Origin of the sequence: Glutamicibacter sp., from assembly GCF_032154645.1 — a bacterium.
Classification (GTDB): Bacteria; Actinomycetota; Actinomycetes; order Actinomycetales; family Micrococcaceae; genus Glutamicibacter.
Map to the genome: position 1 here is coordinate 290,934 of NZ_JALDXV010000001.1, position 18,509 is coordinate 309,442.

At 59.7% G+C, this 18,509-nt stretch carries 18 protein-coding genes; 14 read left to right on the forward strand and 4 right to left on the reverse strand.

Annotated features, from left to right (window positions below):
• Positions 1 to 145: 145 nt before the first annotated feature.
• From glsA to RUH64_RS01380, 8 genes are all read left to right on the forward strand, one after another.
• Positions 146 to 1,171, forward strand: coding sequence for a glutaminase A (glsA, locus tag RUH64_RS01345; RefSeq protein WP_313810719.1), 1,026 nt, complete (start codon positions 146 to 148; stop codon positions 1,169 to 1,171).
• 13 nt (positions 1,172 to 1,184) lie between these two features.
• Positions 1,185 to 1,733 carry a hypothetical protein gene (locus tag RUH64_RS01350; RefSeq protein WP_313810720.1) on the forward strand — a complete coding sequence of 183 codons (549 nt, stop codon included), beginning with the start codon at positions 1,185 to 1,187 and terminating at the stop codon, positions 1,731 to 1,733.
• Between the two features lie 438 nt (positions 1,734 to 2,171).
• Entirely contained in the window at positions 2,172 to 2,726 is a 555-nt protein-coding gene (locus RUH64_RS01355) for an alternate-type signal peptide domain-containing protein (protein WP_313810721.1), read from the forward strand.
• A gap of 13 nt (positions 2,727 to 2,739) precedes the next feature.
• Positions 2,740 to 3,339, forward strand: a complete 600-nt coding sequence (locus RUH64_RS01360; RefSeq protein ID WP_313810722.1) for a hypothetical protein — start codon at positions 2,740 to 2,742, stop codon at positions 3,337 to 3,339.
• Positions 3,336 to 3,905, forward strand: a complete 570-nt coding sequence (locus RUH64_RS01365; protein WP_313810723.1) for a signal peptidase I — start codon at positions 3,336 to 3,338, stop codon at positions 3,903 to 3,905. Before RUH64_RS01360 ends, RUH64_RS01365 begins: the two co-directional genes overlap by 4 nt.
• Before the next feature lie 23 nt (positions 3,906 to 3,928).
• On the forward strand, positions 3,929 to 4,510 hold the full coding sequence (locus RUH64_RS01370) for a hypothetical protein (protein WP_313810724.1): 582 nt from the start codon (positions 3,929 to 3,931) through the stop codon (positions 4,508 to 4,510).
• The gene (locus RUH64_RS01375; RefSeq protein WP_313810726.1) at positions 4,507 to 5,085 is read left to right on the forward strand and encodes a hypothetical protein; all 579 of its coding nucleotides are present in this window, start codon (positions 4,507 to 4,509) and stop codon (positions 5,083 to 5,085) included. The genes RUH64_RS01370 and RUH64_RS01375 overlap by 4 nt, the downstream gene beginning before the upstream one ends.
• A gap of 1 nt (position 5,086) precedes the next feature.
• Positions 5,087 to 6,163 carry a signal peptidase I gene (locus RUH64_RS01380; protein ID WP_313810728.1) on the forward strand — a complete coding sequence of 359 codons (1,077 nt, stop codon included), beginning with the start codon at positions 5,087 to 5,089 and terminating at the stop codon, positions 6,161 to 6,163.
• On the opposite strand, the gene RUH64_RS01385 is transcribed toward RUH64_RS01380, so the two are convergent.
• Positions 6,160 to 6,768 carry a TetR/AcrR family transcriptional regulator gene (locus tag RUH64_RS01385; RefSeq protein ID WP_313810729.1) on the reverse strand — a complete coding sequence of 203 codons (609 nt, stop codon included), beginning with the start codon at positions 6,766 to 6,768 and terminating at the stop codon, positions 6,160 to 6,162. The genes RUH64_RS01380 and RUH64_RS01385 overlap by 4 nt on opposite strands.
• A 146-nt stretch (positions 6,769 to 6,914) precedes the next feature.
• Between RUH64_RS01385 and RUH64_RS01390 the strand changes: the two genes are divergently transcribed.
• The 3 genes from RUH64_RS01390 (at position 6,915) to RUH64_RS01400 (ending at position 10,743) form a co-directional block, all read left to right on the forward strand.
• Positions 6,915 to 7,895 (forward strand): nitrilase-related carbon-nitrogen hydrolase, encoded by a 981-nt coding sequence (locus RUH64_RS01390; RefSeq protein ID WP_313810730.1) that lies wholly within the window; start codon positions 6,915 to 6,917, stop codon positions 7,893 to 7,895.
• Positions 7,888 to 8,910, forward strand: a complete 1,023-nt coding sequence (locus tag RUH64_RS01395; RefSeq protein ID WP_313810732.1) for an agmatine deiminase family protein — start codon at positions 7,888 to 7,890, stop codon at positions 8,908 to 8,910. The genes RUH64_RS01390 and RUH64_RS01395 overlap by 8 nt, the downstream gene beginning before the upstream one ends.
• 309 nt (positions 8,911 to 9,219) lie before the next feature.
• Positions 9,220 to 10,743, forward strand: a complete 1,524-nt coding sequence (locus RUH64_RS01400) for an APC family permease (protein WP_313810733.1) — start codon at positions 9,220 to 9,222, stop codon at positions 10,741 to 10,743.
• 57 nt (positions 10,744 to 10,800) lie between these two features.
• Here RUH64_RS01400 and RUH64_RS01405 read toward each other — a convergent pair whose 3' ends face one another.
• The gene (locus tag RUH64_RS01405; RefSeq protein WP_313810734.1) at positions 10,801 to 11,976 is read right to left on the reverse strand and encodes an FAD-dependent oxidoreductase; all 1,176 of its coding nucleotides are present in this window, start codon (positions 11,974 to 11,976) and stop codon (positions 10,801 to 10,803) included.
• Between the two features lie 103 nt (positions 11,977 to 12,079).
• Here RUH64_RS01405 and RUH64_RS01410 point away from each other — a divergent pair, with 103 nt between their 5' ends.
• On the forward strand, positions 12,080 to 12,823 hold the full coding sequence (locus RUH64_RS01410) for a sulfite exporter TauE/SafE family protein (protein ID WP_313810735.1): 744 nt from the start codon (positions 12,080 to 12,082) through the stop codon (positions 12,821 to 12,823).
• Between the two features lie 28 nt (positions 12,824 to 12,851).
• Positions 12,852 to 14,024, forward strand: a complete 1,173-nt coding sequence (locus tag RUH64_RS01415; protein ID WP_313810737.1) for a hypothetical protein — start codon at positions 12,852 to 12,854, stop codon at positions 14,022 to 14,024.
• Between the two features lie 386 nt (positions 14,025 to 14,410).
• Here RUH64_RS01415 and RUH64_RS01420 read toward each other — a convergent pair whose 3' ends face one another.
• Both RUH64_RS01420 and RUH64_RS01425 read right to left on the reverse strand, forming a co-directional pair.
• Positions 14,411 to 16,030, reverse strand: coding sequence for an amidohydrolase (locus tag RUH64_RS01420; protein WP_313810738.1), 1,620 nt, complete (start codon positions 16,028 to 16,030; stop codon positions 14,411 to 14,413).
• 14 nt (positions 16,031 to 16,044) lie between these two features.
• Positions 16,045 to 17,253, reverse strand: a complete 1,209-nt coding sequence (locus tag RUH64_RS01425; protein WP_313810739.1) for an MFS transporter — start codon at positions 17,251 to 17,253, stop codon at positions 16,045 to 16,047.
• 114 nt (positions 17,254 to 17,367) lie between these two features.
• Between RUH64_RS01425 and RUH64_RS01430 the strand changes: the two genes are divergently transcribed.
• A complete protein-coding gene (locus tag RUH64_RS01430) occupies positions 17,368 to 18,354 on the forward strand; it encodes a LacI family DNA-binding transcriptional regulator (protein ID WP_313810740.1) in 987 nt (328 codons plus the stop codon).
• Positions 18,355 to 18,509: the final 155 nt, after the last annotated feature.

Here is an 18,509-nt window from a genome sequence, read left to right on the forward strand (position 1 = left end):
CCTGCACAATGTCGGTGAAAACACATGTGACGCAACCGTTGCAGTTCAGAGCGTTAACCGTGAGAAAACGCGTGTCAACTTGGGTCGTTGTTGATAGTGTCAATGCGTTGGCGAATTGAACGTACTAGCGGAGAAACAGGTGATCATGAGCTACACCTCGGACGGGAATGAAAGCATTCCTACCGATTTCGATGACGTTGTCCAGCAGGTATCCACCGGTACCCTGGCACATAACCGCATTGACGAGCTATTGCTTGAAGCTCATGACCGCTATGCAGATGTCGACGACGGTCTGCTGGCCCACTACATTCCTGTACTCGGCCAAGCCAATCCAGAAACATTCGCCATTGCCATGTCCCACGTCGGTGGTTCGCTGCACGGTGTAGGGGACTGCCAGCACCAGTTCTCCATCCAGTCGATCTCCAAGATGTTCGTCTACGCGCTGGTACTACAAGAACATGGGCATGAGGCGGTGCACGAGCGCATCGGCGTGAACAACACGGGAATGTCGTTCAATTCGGTGATGGCAGTTGAACTGAACAACGGGCATCCGATGAATCCGATGGTCAACGCTGGCGCCATCGCGACCACCGAAATGATCCCCGGCAAGAGCTCAGCCAAAAAGTGGGAGAACGTACGTGAGGGCCTGTCCGCCTTCGCCGGACGTTCCCTGAGCCTAGACGACGAGGTCTACGAATCCGAGTCCGAGGCGAACGAACGCAACAAGGCGCTAGGACGGCTCCTCAAGAGCTACGGCCGACTGGATGGAGATCCGCTGAACGCGGTGGACGTGTACACCAAGCAGTGCTCGTTGAACGTCACGGCGAACGACCTTGCGGTGATGGGTGCAACGCTCGCCGATGGTGGGATCAACCCGGTGACTGGCCAGCGAGTAGTCAGTGCGGATGTCTGCCGCGATACCCTGGCTACGGTCGCCACCAACGGATTGTACGAACGCTCGGGAGACTGGCTCTTCGAAATCGGAATCCCGGCGAAGTCCGGGGTGTCGGGTGGCATCGTGGCGGTGGCTCCGGGCAAGGGCGCGATTGGCGCGTTCTCGCCTCTGCTGGACATGGCAGGCAACTCGGTGCGTGGGCAGCTTGCCATCGGCCATCTGTCGCGAGCCATGGGATTGAACCTCTTCGCATCCGCACCCGAACGCGGGCACTGATCGGGTGCTCCCGGTGAATCTCTTTGGGAAGGCGAAGCGCGAAGTTCAGCAGCTGCGACGGGCGCTGTTCACGGAACGGTTGAAGAAGATCGAACTTGCTGCGCCGGAGAACTCAAACCTCGGGCCAGCTGAATGGAACATCAGCAGGTGGCAATCCGATCTTATGGGGTTCGCCAATGACGGAGATTTCAAGAACCACTATGTGGTTGTCGAGGTTCAAGATCTTCCAACTCTTGAACAGAAACGTGAAATATCTTCCGAATGGGTAGAGCCGACGAGGGCTCAAATGTTTGCCGCAGCTACTGGCTATTGGGCGGCATTCCTGCGCAGCACGGAATCTCAATCAGCTCAATCCTCGTCTCATACCGAGCGGATGTTCGATACCCTCGACGAACTACACCAGTTGCTCAATCCGTTGAATATCATCTGGTATCCGGCGCTTCAAGCGGACAGCATGCTTGACGGGGTAGGCTTCTTTTCGCCCGACTGGCGGTGTGGAGCCGAACCGTTACCCCCGACAACCGTTATTCCGGGCGCTGAGTTGCAGGCCCCGTATCGATGAAGTTAAAGCGACACCGAGAAGCTTTCGCTGAACGGAGTCTGCGGAATTTTTGAAAGATACGCACTCTCGTGAAAGTTTGGGGATCTCCGCTCCTTGGGAACTCACGGACAGTGTGTGGACGTTCGTTAGTTTTCCTGCTCCTTGAATTTTATTTATTAAAATTAATTACTATTTTCATCGGAATATAGATTTGTCTCGAATGTAACAATGCTAATGGTTGAAGGAATACTATTCTGGCGATAACGCAATTTCGTCTCTGGCAAGTAGATAGCTGTCGATCGAATAGTCCACAGTTGATAGTTACCTGCGGTGGCCCATCGAGTTCTTCTGAGCTTACGAAGGTTGTGATGGTTTAGTAATCTATTGACCTTAAATAAGTGATGCGCTGTACTGGAAGGAGTGTCAGCGGGACACACTTATCTTGAGGATGCATTTCTTATGAAGAAAGTAACCAAAGCGACTATTGCCGCGGTAGCTGCCGGCGCATTGCTGCTGGGAGGCGCAGGAACTATTGCACTCTGGCAGAGCACCGACACTGTTGATGCAGGACAGATCAACACAGGACACCTAAATCTCACCCTCGGTGCCGACGGGCAGTGGAGCGACGTCAGCGATGCTGCTGCACCGGAACCAATTGCCAATGTGTCGGAGTTCAAGTTGGTTCCAGGCGATACGGTCAAGTTCACCCAGACCGCCAGCATTGCCGCCGCAGGAAAGAACCTGCAGGGAGCCCTGACTGTGGGAACGCTGGACGCCATTCCTGCGTCATTGACTGGCCAGGTCACCGTGACTGTCGACGCGGATGCGAGCGCTGCAGGGCTGGAGAAAAACGGGAACGTCATTTCCTTTGCCGACGAGGGCAACTACAACGTACCTGTCAGCATCACCGTAGCGTTTGCCGAAGGGACTACCGGTTCAACACCGTCGTCCACCATGGACCAGAGCATTGACCTCTCCAACCTGTCATTGACACTTGATCAGGTGCGCCCATAAGCAGACTGTTCTCGTGAGAGTAATGCCGAAACAGCTTAAAGTTCTCTTCGTCGCGGCCGTGATCCTGGTGCTTGGTTTGAGTGCGCAGGGCACGGTCGCGTCGTGGCGCGTCAATAATGAAATTGACGCCGGCGCGATGACGACAGGATCTTTGAAGCTGATGCTGGCATCCGGAGGTCAGAGCAGCGCCACTTTGAACTTCAGCCAATTGGAGGAGAGCAACATTTTGCCTGGAAAGTTCGCTCAGGCACCCTTGGAAGTTCTCAATACCGGTTCGGTGGACCTGAGCTACAACCTCGCGGATGCTGTGAGCGCCCCGGCCAATGCTACTGCGGCGGACAGGTCGCTTGCTGAGCAGAGTCTGCTGTCAATCTATACGGGAATGAACCCGCAGGATTGCGCCGCCGACGCGGCCCTCACCGGTCAACTTCTTTATTCCGGACCACTCGGAACCGGTGCGAAGTTCGGCCAGAACCGAGTCCTCGCAGCCGGGCCAGGGGCAAGCTCTGCTGAATCTCTTTGCGTCCGCGTGGCGCTTCCTTCGAATGCTTCACAACAAGCCTCCGGCGGAAAGCTCAGCCTCGTCCTGAGATTTGTAGGGCAGCAATCGTGAACACCTCAACGCGGCGACAGCACCACGGCAAGCGAGCCAAAACAGGGGTCTTCTGGTGGATCGGGCAGATCGTTTCTTGGCTTGCCCTGTTCGTCGTTGTCCTACTGATCGCGGTGATGATTGTGGTCCCGAAGATCGGCGGGGCCGCAACCTACACCGTGCTGACAGGATCCATGCGCCCCACCTATCCGCCAGGGGAGTTCATAGTGGTCAAGCCGGTGCCCTTCGACCAGATTCAATCCGGGGATGTAGTGACCTATCAGTTGGAATCCGGAAAGCCGGCGGTCGTGACGCATCGAGTTGTAGGCATTGATGTGAAGGTCGACGGCAGCAAGCGGCTGATAGCGCGTGGAGACGCGAACAACGTTGATGATGCACCGGTGCAAAGCGAACAGGTGCGGGGCCGGCTTTGGTACTCGCTGCCGTGGTTAGGTTATCTGAATTCGGCCCTCACCGGACAGCAGCGTACCTGGCTCACGTGGACAGCTGTTATCGGTTTGTCTGCCTATTCATTGGTGATGTTTACCGGCGCAATTCGCGATCGCCGTAAGCAGGTGAAGTCGTGATTCTTCGGGCGAGGCTGAGCAAAATGGGTGTTGGTACTGCGCTAGCCATGGCTGCCGTTGGCATTACCGCCGTGCCGAGCGCGGCAGACGAGGTCGAGCATGATTCATTTAGTTTCAGCACAGATGGACGCAGCTTTACCCACCACCCGGCTCCAATTTTTGACGATGCGGTACGGATGATTCCGGGGGACCGGCGTGTTGGAGGGATCTGGATCCGCAATGATCATTCAGCTGGGGTAGAAATGGCAGTGACTCCCAAGGTCTTGGAGGAAGAATCAGCATTGCAGTTCACGACCATCGGAGAGTCGAGCTTCCGGCTAGCCCCGCAGGAAAAGACTTGGATTGCACTGCAGGTCGAGTTGCCGAAGGGCGCCGGGAACCTGTCGGCTGGCAGGACCGAGCTACTGCAACTTCAGGTGAGATTCAGTGAACTTGCCGCCGAGGGCGAATCACCTTCGCCTACTCCAGATCAACTGCCTGATACCGGTTTTGGGTCCTGGCCGCTGTTCGCGGGCCTGGCGCTGGTGGTCGCCGGAATGGTCGGCCGAACGATCCTTAGCCGCATGAGCGGCGCCAATTCCAACGAGGAAGGAAGCCACCAGTGAGCAACCGATCGACAAAGATTAAGGCGTTGCTGTCCTTGGGCCTGCTCGCTGGCTTTGGAACTGTGACCACACTTGCTGCCTGGACTGGCACCGCAACAGCAACCACCAGCATTACCTCCGCGACGGTGCAGTTGGGCGTGGGAGCCAACGCCACGTCCGCAACCACCAGTACCTACACCGTGCCGCTCTCAGGCACCGCTTGGTATCCGGGATCAAGCGCCGCGGCCCTGGTGACGGTCAAGAACAACAGTTCGGTGGCGGTCTCCTACTCCATGCAGGGTGCCATCACCGAGTCCTCCCAATATGAATTGGGGAAGGCAATGCAGGTCTCGGTGCGCAGCGGGGGAACCGTCACCGGCACCGCCCCTGCAGCAACATGCACCGGCGGAACGTCTGTTATTTCCAAGGCCGCCGGAGCGGCATTCGACGCGCCGGTCGCCAGACCCACCCAACTAGCACCCAATGGGTCGGAATCTTTCTGCGTGCAATACACGCTGCCCACGACCGCGGTCAGCAATTTGCAGGGCGTGACGACAAAGATCGACGTCGTCTTCACCGCTTCGGTCGGGTCATAAGATGGTCGGAAAAAGAACAACATTCCAATCGGCGGCGCTGAACGTCGGTGCCGTGCTGGGAGCCGTGTGCCTGATCTTTGCCCTGGCCGCGGTGCTCTTTGGACTGAAGCCACTGATATTCGTCAGCGGTTCAATGGGCCCGACGATTCCCACCGGTGCGCTTGGCATCGCGGTGCCGGTAAACATAGATGAGGTCGCAGTCGGGGATGTTGTTTCGGTCCAGACCAGCGAGGATGTGCGAATTACTCACCGGGTGGTCGAGGTTCTGCCCGAAGGCCTGGTGCTGAAGGGCGATGCCAACCCGGTTGCCGACCTGCAACCATATCACGTTGCTTCGGTCGAGAAGCTGATCTTCAGCGTTCCTTTGCTGGGCTATGTCGTGTCCTGGATGAGCCAGCCGTGGGCGTATTTTCTAGGTGGGCTGCTGTGCGCCTACCTATTATTTGTGGCTTTCGGTTCCACGGGGCAGAAGAAGGGGCCCTCCGGCGGCGGCAACGGTGGCCCTCAGGGAAAAAAGAGCAAGGGCTCTACAGTACCCCGCGCATCCGGGAAATCGGACGCGACCAAGCCCTCGGCTCTGGGGCGAGTAGTGCTGATCGGCGTGCTCGCCTCCTGCTTACTCGGTCTGGGACTTATGGCTCCCTCGCCTGTTTCCACCGAGGCGGCATTCTTGGGCAGTGCAAGGGCCGCAGGATCTCCGCAGGCGGCAACGCTCGCGCCGCCAGCCAACGTGACCTGCACGAATGTTCAAGGCAACGGCGAAACCATCAGGTTCAACTGGGGAACGACGGGAATTGCTCCCACGGGTTTCACGGTGACCGGACAGCTCAACGGAAGCTCAACGGTCAAGAGTGAAGCTCTGGCGGCTTCTGCGCGCAGCTACAGCACGAGCATCACTTCCAGCAACAGCCTGCTTGGAGCACTGCTTGACCTATTGGTTGGTTTCGACCGCACGTTCACCGTGGCCATTTACGCAAATTACAATTCTTGGCAGTCGGTGCCGGTGAGCTTCACCCAGGTCCATGCGACGGCAGGACTCCTGGGCGCCAACAAGAGGTTGACCTGTACTCCGCACTAGGAACGGGGGATGGACGACAGCCCATCGAGGATGACGTCCAGGCCCAGTGTGAACGTCACCTCGGCGCGTTGCTCCATGGGCAGGCCCGCATCAAGCGCTTCCTTGAACTGCTGGCTTGAGGTGTCGTCTGCCTCCCACACAAGTTGTGGAGCGGCGGCGTCCAGTGCCGAACCGAGCACGAAGGAATCGACAATCGTGATTGCCTGCAATCGCTGCGCGGCCCCGAAGCCTGCCTGCGCGAACGCCTCGGCCAGCGCGTCGTAGACTCTCAAGGTGGTGCGGTCGCGCACCGTATGGCTGGTGAGCAGCGGGATCAGCCGCGGGTGCTTTGAATAGGAGTTCCAGTAGGCGGTGGCGATCAAACACACCGTCTGCTGCCAGCTTTCGCTCTCGCCCTGCGGCAGTTCGATGGCGGACATGGCCCGTCCGCGCATGAGCTCAACGATCTCATCCTTGCCCTGCACGTGGTTGTAGAGCGATGAGGCGCTGACGGAAAGCGCCTTGGCCAGCTGCGGGAGGGTGAATTCACCGTGCTTGTCTACCAGCGTCAGCGCGGCCTTGGCGATGACGTCGGTATTGAGCTTTGGCTTTGAGGGGCGTGCCATGGTGAAAGCGACCTTCCTGGAATTCTGTCTGATTAGAGCATATCGAACTTAAACGAAAAACATTCGTTTTAGCCTTGCGCGAGCGGCGGAACACTGCCTATAGTTTTAAACGAATCTCATTCGTTTATTTTCTTGGAGAGCACCCCATGAAGGAAGTACTCGCACTTTCGGCCCCCACCTCGCTGGCCCGTGTCGACGCACCTGAGCGCGGCGAAATTACCATTGCGCTGGTCCAGCACCGCTGGCATGAAGATCCACAGGCGCTGCGCGATGAGTTGGAAGACGGCATTGCCCGTGCCGCCTCCCACGGTGCACAGATCGTCTACCTGCCAGAGGTTACGCTGAGCAAGTACCCGGCCTTCGTGGTGCCGAACCCGGAAGCCGCCGACGAGACCGCCGAAGATCTCGAGACCGGCCCCACCGTGGCCTTCGCCCGTGAAATGGCTGCCAAGTACAACCTGCACGTGCACATCTCGCTGTTCCGCAAGGCTCCCGCCGAGGATGGCCTGGGCCTGAACACCGCAGTGGTCGTCTCCCCGGAGGGCGAGATCGTCGCGCTGACCAACAAGCTGCACATCCCGCGCACCGCCGGTTACTACGAGGACAAGTACTTCCGCGAGGGTCCGGCCGAAGATCCATACCCGGTCCACAAGATCGAGGCCCTGGGCGACCTGGCCATGGGCCTGCCGACCTGCTGGGACGAATGGTTCAGCGAGCCGCCGCGCATCTACTCGCTGGCGGGCGCCGACCTGCTGGCCTACCCGACCGCCATCGGCTCCGAGCCTGACCATCCGGACTTCGACACCGAACCGCTGTGGCGCCAGACCATCATCGGCAACGGCATCGCCAACGGCCTGTTCATGGTCGTTCCCAACCGCTGGGGCGACGAGGGCGCGCTGACCTTCTACGGCTCCTCCTTCATCTCCGACCCCTATGGCCGCGTGCTGGCCCGCGCCCCGCGCGACGAGTCGGCGGTGCTGGTGGCAACCCTTGACCTGGATGCCCGCCGCGACTGGCTGACACTCTTCCCATTCCTGCGCACCCGCCGCCCTGAAACCTACGCGGCGATGACCCAGCAGCGCAATGACTCGGCCTTGGGCGAGCAGGAGGAAGGTGCACATGTCTAAGTTCTTCATGCCGGCCGAAACCGAGGCGCATCAGCGCATCTACATGGCCTTCCCCTCAAGCGGCTACACCCTGGGGGACACCGAAGAAGACGCTGAGGCGGCCCGCACTACCTGGGCCAACGTCGCCCGTGCGGTGGCAGCCTTCACCCCCGTGACCATGGTGGTTGACCCGTCGGCCGAGGCCGACGCCCGCCGCCACCTGGGAGATGCGGTGGCCTATGAGCTGCACGAGCTGGACGACGCGTGGATGCGCGACATCGGCCCGACCTTTGTGCGCGATGAAAACGGCGCACTGTCGGCCATCGACTGGAACTTCAACGGCTGGGGCGCCCAGTCATGGGCGGCCTGGGGCAAGGACTCGAAGATCGCCGCCGCGGTGGCCGGCCTCGAGGACACCACCCGCGTACAGGCGTCGATCACCAACGAAGGCGGCGGCATCCATGTGGACGGCGAAGGCACCATGCTCGCCACCCGCAGCGTGCAGCTGGACCCGGGGCGCAACCCGAACGCCACCGAGGCTGACATCGAGGCGGAATTTGCCAAGCAGCTCGGCGTCTCCAAGGTCATCTGGCTCGATCGCGGCCTGACCCGCGACAACGAGGAGTTCGGCACCCGCGGGCACGTGGACATTGTGGCCTGCTTCCCGGCTCCCGGTGTGGCGCTCTACCACGACCAGCAGAACCCGGAGCACCCGGACTTTGAAATCTCCGCCCAGGTGCGCGCCACCCTGGAAGCCGCGGTTGACGCCAAGGGTCGCAAGCTGCAGCTGATCGGCGTTCCAGCGCCGAAGACCCTGCGCGACGAGGAGGGGTGGGTGGACTACTCCTACATCAACCACCTGGTTACCAATGGCGGCGTGATTGCCTGCTCCTTCAATGATGAGAACGACGCGGTGGCGGCCAAGATCCTGGCTGATGCCTATCCGGGGCGCGAGGTCGTGGCGGTTGACGCCACCGAGCTCTACGCTCGCGGCGGCGGTATCCACTGCATTACCCAGCAGGTGCCTGCAAACTAGCGGCGGCTGGAAAACCTCACCCAGAATGCCCCTGAGCTACTGCAGCTCGGGGGCATTCTGCATTTAATTTTCTGTGTGCGATTCCTGTGCCGGTTGCCGTGCAATGCGGCGGTGAGGTGTGCCTTTTAATGACGGGTCGTGGAGCGTTGGTTCCTTTAGGCCCCGGATATATGAAAGTCGTTCATTTTTCCCTTGCGTGAGAGCTGGGTCACTCTCTATCATCTTAAATGAATTTCATTCGTTTTAGTTTCTGGAGGGTTCAATGATGGACGCACTCGCGCTCTGCGCCGAAGACAAGGCACCGGTGATATGAACGGCGGCACCAAGACCAGCACCCTGAGCACCAGCCCCGTCACCGAGACCGGCAAGGGCCTGACCGCGGGACAGATCGGCCTGTTTACCGCGATCGTCATCGGCGTCTCCACCATCGCACCCAGCTATGTGCTGGCAAGTACGCTCGGACCCACCGCCGAGGCGGTAGGCACCCACCTGCCGGCGATCTTCATCCTCGGCTTCATCCCGATGTTCCTGGTGGCCCTGGGCTACCGCGAGCTGAACCGCGCGATGCCGGACAACGGCACCACCTTCACCTGGGTGTGGCGGGCCTTCGGGCCGCGCGCCGGCTGGATGGGCGGCTGGGGCATGCTCGCCGCAAACATCATCGTGCTCTCAAACCTTGCAGGCGTGGCGGTGGACTTCTTCTACCTGTTCCTCGCGCAGCTGACCGGCAATGATTCGCTGGCCGAGCTCGCCTCCAACCCGTGGATCAACGTGGCCACCTGCCTGGTGTTCATGTTCGGGGCCACCTGGGTCTCGGTGCGCGGCCTGCATGCTGCCTCGCTGGTGCAGTACCTGCTGGTTGGATTCCAGGTAGTGCTGCTGGTGTGGTTCTCCATCGCCGCCTTCGCCAAGGCCGCCCCGGCCGTCGACTTCTCCTTCGAGTGGTTCAACCCGATGGGCATTGACTCCTTCTCCGCCATGGCCATCGGCCTGAGCCTGTCGATCTTCGCCTTCTGGGGCTGGGATGTCTGCCTGTCAATGAACGAGGAAACCAAGAACGGCGAGCGCACTTCCGGCCTGGCCGCAGGATTCACCGCGGTGATCGTGCTCGGCATCTACCTGCTCACCTCCGTGGCCGCGACCGTGTACGCGGGCGTGGGGGACACCGGGCTGGGCCTTGCCAATCCTGACAGCATCGGCAACGTGTTCGCCTCGCTGGGCGGCCCGGTGCTCGGCCCGGCGGCGATCCTGCTGTCGCTGGCCACCCTCGCCTCCTGCGCCGCCTCGCTGCAGTCCACGATGATCTCGCCTGCCCGCTCGATGCTCGCCATGGGCCACCACGGTGCGCTGCCCGAGGTGTTCACCCGGATCCACCCGAAGTTCGGCACCCCGGCGTTCTCCACGATCGTTGCTGCGGTGATCTCCACCGTGTTTTATGCGCTGATGCGCTTCGTCTCCACGAACGTGCTCAACGATACGATCCTGGCCCTGGGCATGATGATCTGCTTCTACTACGGCATCACCGCGTTCGCCTGCGTCTGGTACTTCCGGCACACGCTGTTCGCCTCGGCGCGCAACTTCTTCACCCGCGGACTGGCCCCGCTGCTGGGCGGCATTGCCCTGGTGGCGGTGTTCGCACAGACCATCATCGACTCGCTGGATCCTGCCTACGGTTCGGGCACCGAGATTGCCGGCATGGGACTGGTGTTCCTGGTGGGCGCCGGCATCCTGCTGCTCGGCGCGGTGTTCCTGATCGGTGCACGCAAGCGCCGCTCGGAGTTCTACAGCTCACGGCCTGAAACCAGGTACCTGAAGGTGGAGGAACACTCCTAAACGCCGCTTCATCCCGCATCTGCCGTTGCTTCTCTCGGCGGATGCGGGATGCTGCATTTAAGCCAGCCCAGCCTGGGCCCGCCGGTTGAGGAAGATCGGGGTGTCGATGGTGCGTCCGGCGCTGAATGCGGGAATGGTTCCGGTGCGGCCGCTGGCCAGCAGGGCAAGGTGTTCGCCGATGGCCGGGACGAACTTGAAGCCCTGGCCGCTGAAGCCGGCGCCCACGGTGACCGGGCCGAAGCGGTCGAGAATGAAATGCTCGTCCTCGGTGTTCGCATAGGTGCAGGAGACCGGTTCGAAGAGCTGCGGGTCAACCCCCGGCAGCCAGCGCGCGGCATAGTCCTGCAGCGCGGAAAGCTGTTCCTCGATCACCAGGTGCGGGCGGTGTTCCGGGTCGATGACCGCTCCCGAACCGTGCCATCCGACCTTGATGCCTTCACCCGGGGTGTGCATTCCGTACACCGGGGCGAAGACCCTTGAGCCGGTCCTCCGCGCCGGATCGAGGGTGTGGTTGAATCCCGGCCAGAAGGCATCGCGATCCTTCAGCGCAAAGTGCACCGGATGCTCCTCGGTGACGTGGATCCTCGGCAGCTCAAGGGTGGTTCCGAGCAGAGCCTGCGTCCACGCACCAGCGGTGACAACAACATGCCGCGCGGTGATCATGTGCTCGCCGGAGGCATCCTGCACCGTGACCGAGGCCAATTCGTCGCCGAGCACCTCGATGCGCAGCACCCGGGCTCCGTGCCGGATTTCGGCGCCATTCGCCGCGGCCAGCTGCTGGAAGGCACTGACCGCCTTATCGGCGTTGAGCTGTCCGCCCTGCGGTATATACAGTGTTTCGGTTTCAAAGCGCATTCCGGAGAAGCGCTCCTGCGCCTCGGAGATGCTCAGCAGTTCGCTGTCGAACCCCGCTCGACCCAACACCCGGTGGATGACCCGCTGGCCGGGAACGTCGCCGTGGTTGACCAGTCCCGTGCGGTGCAGCAGCTGCACCCCTGCTTGCTGCGACACTTCGTCCCAGAGCAGCTGCGAGCGCTGCAGGAAGCGCACATATTCGGGGTGGTCATAGGCCGGGTTGAAGTTGCGGGTGCTGCCGTGGGAGGCTCCCTGCACGTGGCCGGGATCAAACCGTTCAAGCAGCACCACCTCATGGCCGGCCGCAGCAAGGAAATGGGAGGTGGCCGAACCCATGGCTCCGCCGCCGATGACCAGATAATCAGTGTGTGCGCTCATGAACCAAGCCTATTTCTGGATGCCGAAAATTTTCCATTCGAAGACTATGCACCATCTCGACTAACGTAATAGTGGTGAGTTTTTCAAGGGAATCGGAGGCCGCGTGGATCAGGCAGTACATCTAGGCGCAGTGTTTGGCCTTGCGGCTGCAGTCTTCCTCGGCGCATCCACCCAGCGGATCTCCGGGATGGGCTTCGCTATGGTTTCATCGCCGTTCATCGTCATGGCGCTGGGCCCCTACCACGGCATCATGGTGGTGAACTTGCTCGGCGCCTTCAGCAGCCTGCTGATCTTCCTGCAGGTATTCAGGCAAGTCGAATACAAAAAGGTTGCACTGCTGCTGATCCCCGCCGTACTGATGACCTTCCCCGGCGCCTGGGTTGCATCATGGATGGATGGGCCGTGGCTGTCCATTGGCATCGCCATCATGGTGATCCTGGCACTGGGCTCCAGCTTCCTGATCCGCAACCTGCCTGCCGCGCAGAGCAATGGGCTGGCCATCGGCGCCGGTGCCGTCTCCGGCTTTATGTCGGTGACAGCCGGAGTGTCCGGGCCTGCCATTGCCGGCTACGCGGTGGCAAGCCGCTGGCCGCAGTCGAAGTTCGCAATCTCCGTGCAGTTGTACTTCCTGGTGGTGTCCTCCTCCTCGATCATCGCCAAGGGCGGCATCCCGGACCTATCGCTGGCGCAGTGGATCGCCTGCGTCGGTGCATTGATCCTGGGCATCTTGTTGGGCAACTTCCTAGCACCCAAGATCCCGCCGAAGTTCAGCCGCGCCTTCGTCGTGTTCGTCGCCTTCACTGGAGCGATCAGCCTGCTGATCAACGGAATCCTGAACCTGAACTAGACCAGGTACCCGTGGAAGAATGAGACCCGTGCAGTCACCAGTAGAAAAGAACCTCCGGGCCAAGCGCATTTCAGAGCTAGACATTGAACGCTATGCGCTGTGGGCGGGCCTGTTCTGTGCGCTCTTCGGCCTGAGCACGGGGCTGATTATCTTTGCCGGGCAGCGGCCGGCGCTCTTCGGCGGGCTCTCGGTGGGAAGCGTTGCCTCGGTGACCGCCGGGGTGTCGGCCGGCACCGCCAGCGCCTATGCGTTCCGCCGGCTGCTGCGCCACCGCGAAACCTGGCTGCGGGACATCCCCAAATGGCGGCAGTACGTGGTGGGGCTGGGCCTGGTCGTGGTGCATGTTGCCAGTACGGTGATGATCACGCTGGTCGTCTCCTACTTGTTCCAGCAGGCTTTCTTCGGCCTTCATATGGATGTGCTGGCGGCCTCGCTGTCGGTCGCTGCAATTTCGGGGCTGAGCGCGTACCTGTCGCTGGTGGCTACCGCGCGCACCAACGCCGAGAACCTCTCGATCGTCCTAGGCATCTATATGGCCGCCGGGGTGCTGATCAGCATGCTGCTGGCCGAAAACCAGATCTGGTGGCAGGGCATGTTCTCCACCCTTGGCACCTCTGGTTCGGGAATGGGATCCTTCTGGACCTTCAACACCACCATGGTGATCTCCGGACTGGTGCTCGCCGCCTTCGCAGAATTCCTCACCCGCGACCTTGCAGTGCTCTCGCAGACCTACCGCTGCCGGCCGAGCCTTGAACGCTACCCGATGATCCGCAGGCTGCGACCCCGCCCGCGCGTGGTGCGCTGGTGCCTGATCGCGGTGTCCATTGGGGTGATCGGTGTGGGCAGCATCCCGATGGACCTTGCTCCGCAGGTGCATTCGGCCTTCGTACAGCTTGCCTCCGGTGCCATGGTGATCCTGCTGCTCGGAACCTGGGTACTGCTGCCCGGGCACCCGGCGGTGTTCCACCTGATGTCGCTGTCTGCGGTGGGTGCGCTGTGGCTGGCGTTCTTGTTGTGGAACTCCTGGGGCTACTACAACCTGACCGGCTTTGAACTCTCTGCGGTGGCGATCCTCTTTACCTGGATTTCGGTGTTCATCCGCACCACCGCGGCGATGATCAGGGACCGGCAACGGCCGCATCGACCACACGCGGGCGGTGTCCAAGATCCATACCTGAACAAGGACAAGCAAAACCACTAGCTGAATTGTTGGTAGTTGCTGGTGCGAGCCTAACTGGTAGGGGAGATATTTGTTCCGCGGCTCCGGGACGGCTTATTTCCGACAGACCTGCTGAGTCGAAAGGAGAGTGCCGGCCTGAGAAATCAGGCCGGCACTTTCTGCAATTGCTTCGTCATGAACGAGGAATTTTGCGTTGTTCGAGGCAACTTCCAGTGATATTGCCGTAGAAAGTATGAACAATCATGGCTGCCATATATATGTTTTCCGCGGTATCAAGATGGCCGTAGGAAACGATGTTATTGTCGCTTCGTGACACCTGCTATGCATAGACCGTAGTGGATTGGTCGTGAGCCTTTAGGCGCTGCAAAGTAGTAAACCATCTTCTGAGGTTCTGCGAATGGTGGGGTCTAGTTGATTGCGGCCGACTGCTTGAGCTTTTTGGTGTCTTTCCCTTTGATGAATGTCGTCAGTACTTCGATGTCGGCGATGCTTTGTCCGGTTTGCTCTAGTGGGTCCTGTGCGAACACGGTGAGGTTGGCGTACAAGTCAGTGGCGAGGGTGCCTACGCTATGTTGCAAGTTGGATGCGCGGGCCGCGTGTGAAGTATAGCCTTCCAGTGCTTGGAGGACGTTCAATCCTTGATCCGGTTGTACTGGTGCCACCTCGGCCTTGCGTGCAGGACGACGCAGAATTGAATCAGACATCATTTCTCGCGGATCGTAGGGGGTGATGGGCCAGTCGGACCCCAGCGCCAAGGTGGCTCCGGATTCTCTTAGGTCGCGGCAGCGCCAACCGTGTTCGGCCCGTTCGGCGCCCAGACGTTGTGACCAGTTGTCGCTTTGGTCGGCTTTGGTGTGGTGGGTTCCGTGGATCGGTTGCATACTAGCGGCGACACCCAATTGGGCGAAGCGTGCAACCGTCTCATCCGGGATGGTTTCGATGTGCTCGATGCGGTGGGCTGCCAGACCGCGATTTTCGCCGAGTTCTTCAAGGCAGTCGAGGACGAATTCCACCCCGCGGTCGCCGATGGCGTGGGTAGCGGTACTGACGCCGCGGTTGGCAAAGAATTTCAAAGCCTGGCGGTAGTCGTCGGTGTTGGTCCAAATGGATTTGGTTCCTTCACCGAAGTGGTCTGGGCGTTGCAGCCAAGCTGAGCCGTTGTCGATGGTCCCGTCGATCATGAACTTGACCCCTTCGATGCGCCAGCGCCGTCCATGGGTTCCTTGCAATGCGGCCAGCTGCTCCCACTGAGGCGCCTTGGTTCCCGGGTGGATCATGGGCGAAAAGCGCAGTTCGATGGGCAGCTCATGATTCTCCTCAATCCACTGCACTACTTCCAATGCCGGTGATTCCAAGTCCAAAACATGGGTGGCGGTCAGGCCGCAGGCGGCCATGTCTTCGAGCCGTTCAAGCAGGCGTGTGCCTATTTCAGGGATAGATTCCTCTGGGCAGTGGGCAAGCACCGTAGCCATAGCGGCAAATTCTAGTAAATAGCCGGTGGGTGCACCGTCAGAATCTACTCCTACGGCTGATTCGTCTTCAAACATTTCGGCGCCGGTCAACCCGGCGGTGGCGATGGCAGTGGAGTTCACTACCGCCGAGTGGCCGTCGCGCATTCGCAGGAATGCGTTGAAGTCGGCAGTGTATTCGTCGAAAACGCGGCCGTCGAATTGTTCGGTGAAGATGTTTGGATCCAGGCCCCAACCCATAAGCCAAGCGCCTTTCTCGGTCCGTGCGGCTTGTTCGGATAGTGCGGTGCAGACTTCCTCGCGGCTTAGGTCTGTGAGGTTGATGCCGCGGGTCCAGATGGTTCCCATTACAACGTGAGTGTGTGCATCGATGAGGCCGGGGGTGACGACTCCGTTGATGCTGATAATTTCGGTGTCGGAATCCGCGAATTCGGCAGTGTCGTTTGTGGTGCCAAGCGCCAGAAGTTTTCCTTCGGAGATGGCTAGGGACTGCACCGAGGTGCCGGCGAGGGTGTGGATTTTGGTTGCGTTGATGATCAGATCAGCTGCGTTTTTCATAGTTACGTGTCTTTCTAGCTGTTCACTGCGGCATTGGTTTGCCGGGCGGTTGTGGTTCTTTCGTTGTGCTGACAACGGCGGGCGATATAGGCAATGACGAGTCCAAAGATGACTGCCGGAAGGCAAACCAGTAGGGCGTAGGCGCTGAATGTCATGGTCGGTTGCAACCGACCGCCTACCATGGGGCCCAGGGCGATCCCGATCACGTAGATGCTGTTCACGAACACTCCTGTGCGTCCGGAGATGTCGATGCTGGAGGCCAGTCCGAGAACGAGGATCACGATGGCGATATAGACGATGCCCCAGACCACGATGGAAGTCATGTAAACCCATGGGGTCGTAGTAGTGATCATCAGATATTTGGTGATGGTGCTGACGGCGACGATGCCCAGGATGGATGCCGGGCGGCCGAACTTCTTTAGTGCTAGTGGGGCGAGCACAGTTCCAAGTAAGCCACCAAGTACCTTGTAGGCCAGCATGGACGTGGAGGCTTCTTCGCTCAGTCCAGCGTGGATGCCTAAGACGGCAGAGGTCAGCGAGTAGACCATGTCCTCGGTCATGGACCAGGCACCGAAGGCTAATGCGAGGACGATGCCTACAGGGCGCAGGGCGGCGACGCGGTCGGTAGGCTCGGAGGATTTGTGGCTGAGCAGTCCTTGCGGCATGTTCGGCAGGCCACGTACCAGTGTGGCTCCTACTAGGCCCAAGATGCATAGAACAACGAAGACCTGGCGCAGGTCGTTGAAGTAGATCGGTGCGAGTAGAAACAGTGCCGAGACCGCGGCCCGATTGATGACGGCTACGACAGTGGTGGCCCGGTCCGGATTCTCGGTGGAGGACACTGCTGCCATGCTGGCAGCTCCCATGACGCCGCAACCTGCTCCGGCAATCAGTAGACCGATGCAGACCCCAGCCGCTGTGTAGAACAGGGCTGCTGTGCCGAAGCCAGCCACCATGGCAGCGATGCCGATCAGGGCAATCAATGCACGGCTGCGGGTTGCGACGAAGAGATTAGAAATCCACATGGCCGCGACCGAGGCTAGGGACATTCCGGTGGCAACCAGTCCGGCGTTGCCTAGGCTGAATCCCAGATCGTTGGTCATTCCGGACATAAATACCGGGACGAAGTTTGCGGCCACCAAAGAAATGACGCCGCTGCCAATGAATCCACCGATCACCTTGGGCGTGAGTCTGGCACGGTTTGATAGAGAAGAGGTGGGCATGTGGTTCTCCTGCGAGTCTTTATGCTGGAACGTTCCAGCAATATAAAATTGTGACTGCAGTTACAGCTCGCGTCAAGAGTCAATTCCTAAATTGCGCTTGCGTAGACTGATGCCATGGAGAAAAAACGTGTGACCATCGTGGACATTGCGAAAGAGATCGGTGTCTCAAAAACTCTGGTCTCCAACGCACTGCACGGCCGTGGCCGCGTCTCCGAAGAGACCCGCACAGCAGTGCTTCAAGCTGCTGCAAGCATGGGGTACGTCTCCAATAAGGCCGCCCAGCAACTGCGTGCGGACAAGTATGGAACCATTGGGCTGGTCATCCCTAAAGATGTGCGCTCCTTGTCCTTCTACATGCAGTTGGTACTCGGAGTTTCCGAGGCCTGTGCTCAGCGCAAAAGCAATCTGATGTTGTACACGAGCGTCGACGAAACATCCGAAGTGACCCTCAATGCCCCGGTGGACGGGGTGATCATTTGCGACCCCACCTCGCGGGACCGCACCATCGAGCAAATGGCTCAGGAAAAAATTCCTGTCGTCACCGTTGGCAATGTCGATGCAGAACAGGCGGAGAAGATTTGCGGAACCGTCAGTATTGATTATCAGGAATGCATTGGACGTATTTTTGAAGCGGCCGAACGCACAGGTGAATTGAGCTCGGTTTTCTTGGTCGGTGCGAGTCTGGAGCAGAAGCCCATCTGGGTCCAAGAGATCAGGGAAGCATTCTCTGCCCAAGCTGCGCAACGTACCGTCCAAGCTCACCTGCACGCAGTACCTGCTGCCGCCGGCACGGAGTTGGACGGTGTTATCGACGCCATGATTGACAGCGCACCTCAGCTGGTAGTCGTTGCTTATCAAGGATTAGCTTCTTCTCTGCGCAAAGCCTGGCACTCCCGCAGCGCTGCCGAGCAGACTCTGCCGTTATTCGCTGCACTGCCTGGAGATCCAATCAGTGACGCGGCGGATCCGGACATCATCAGCGTGGATCTCGGAGCCGGAGACTATGGAGCCGCTGCGGTGGATCTGCTGGACGTGGTGCTCGGCTCTGATAAGCAAGAAGTTCTCCATCGGCAGCTGTTGGCCCAATTTAACGCGCACTAGCTACGATGCGATGAAAAGCCGAGACCAGCAGCTCGCCTAATCTCCAAATACAAAGTCTCTTCAACTTCTTGAGTAAATTTATTCTGCTCTATTTCTCTCTATGATCCACGCCTCTAACGCAAACTTGGAAAGGACTCTCAACGGAAACAATGGCA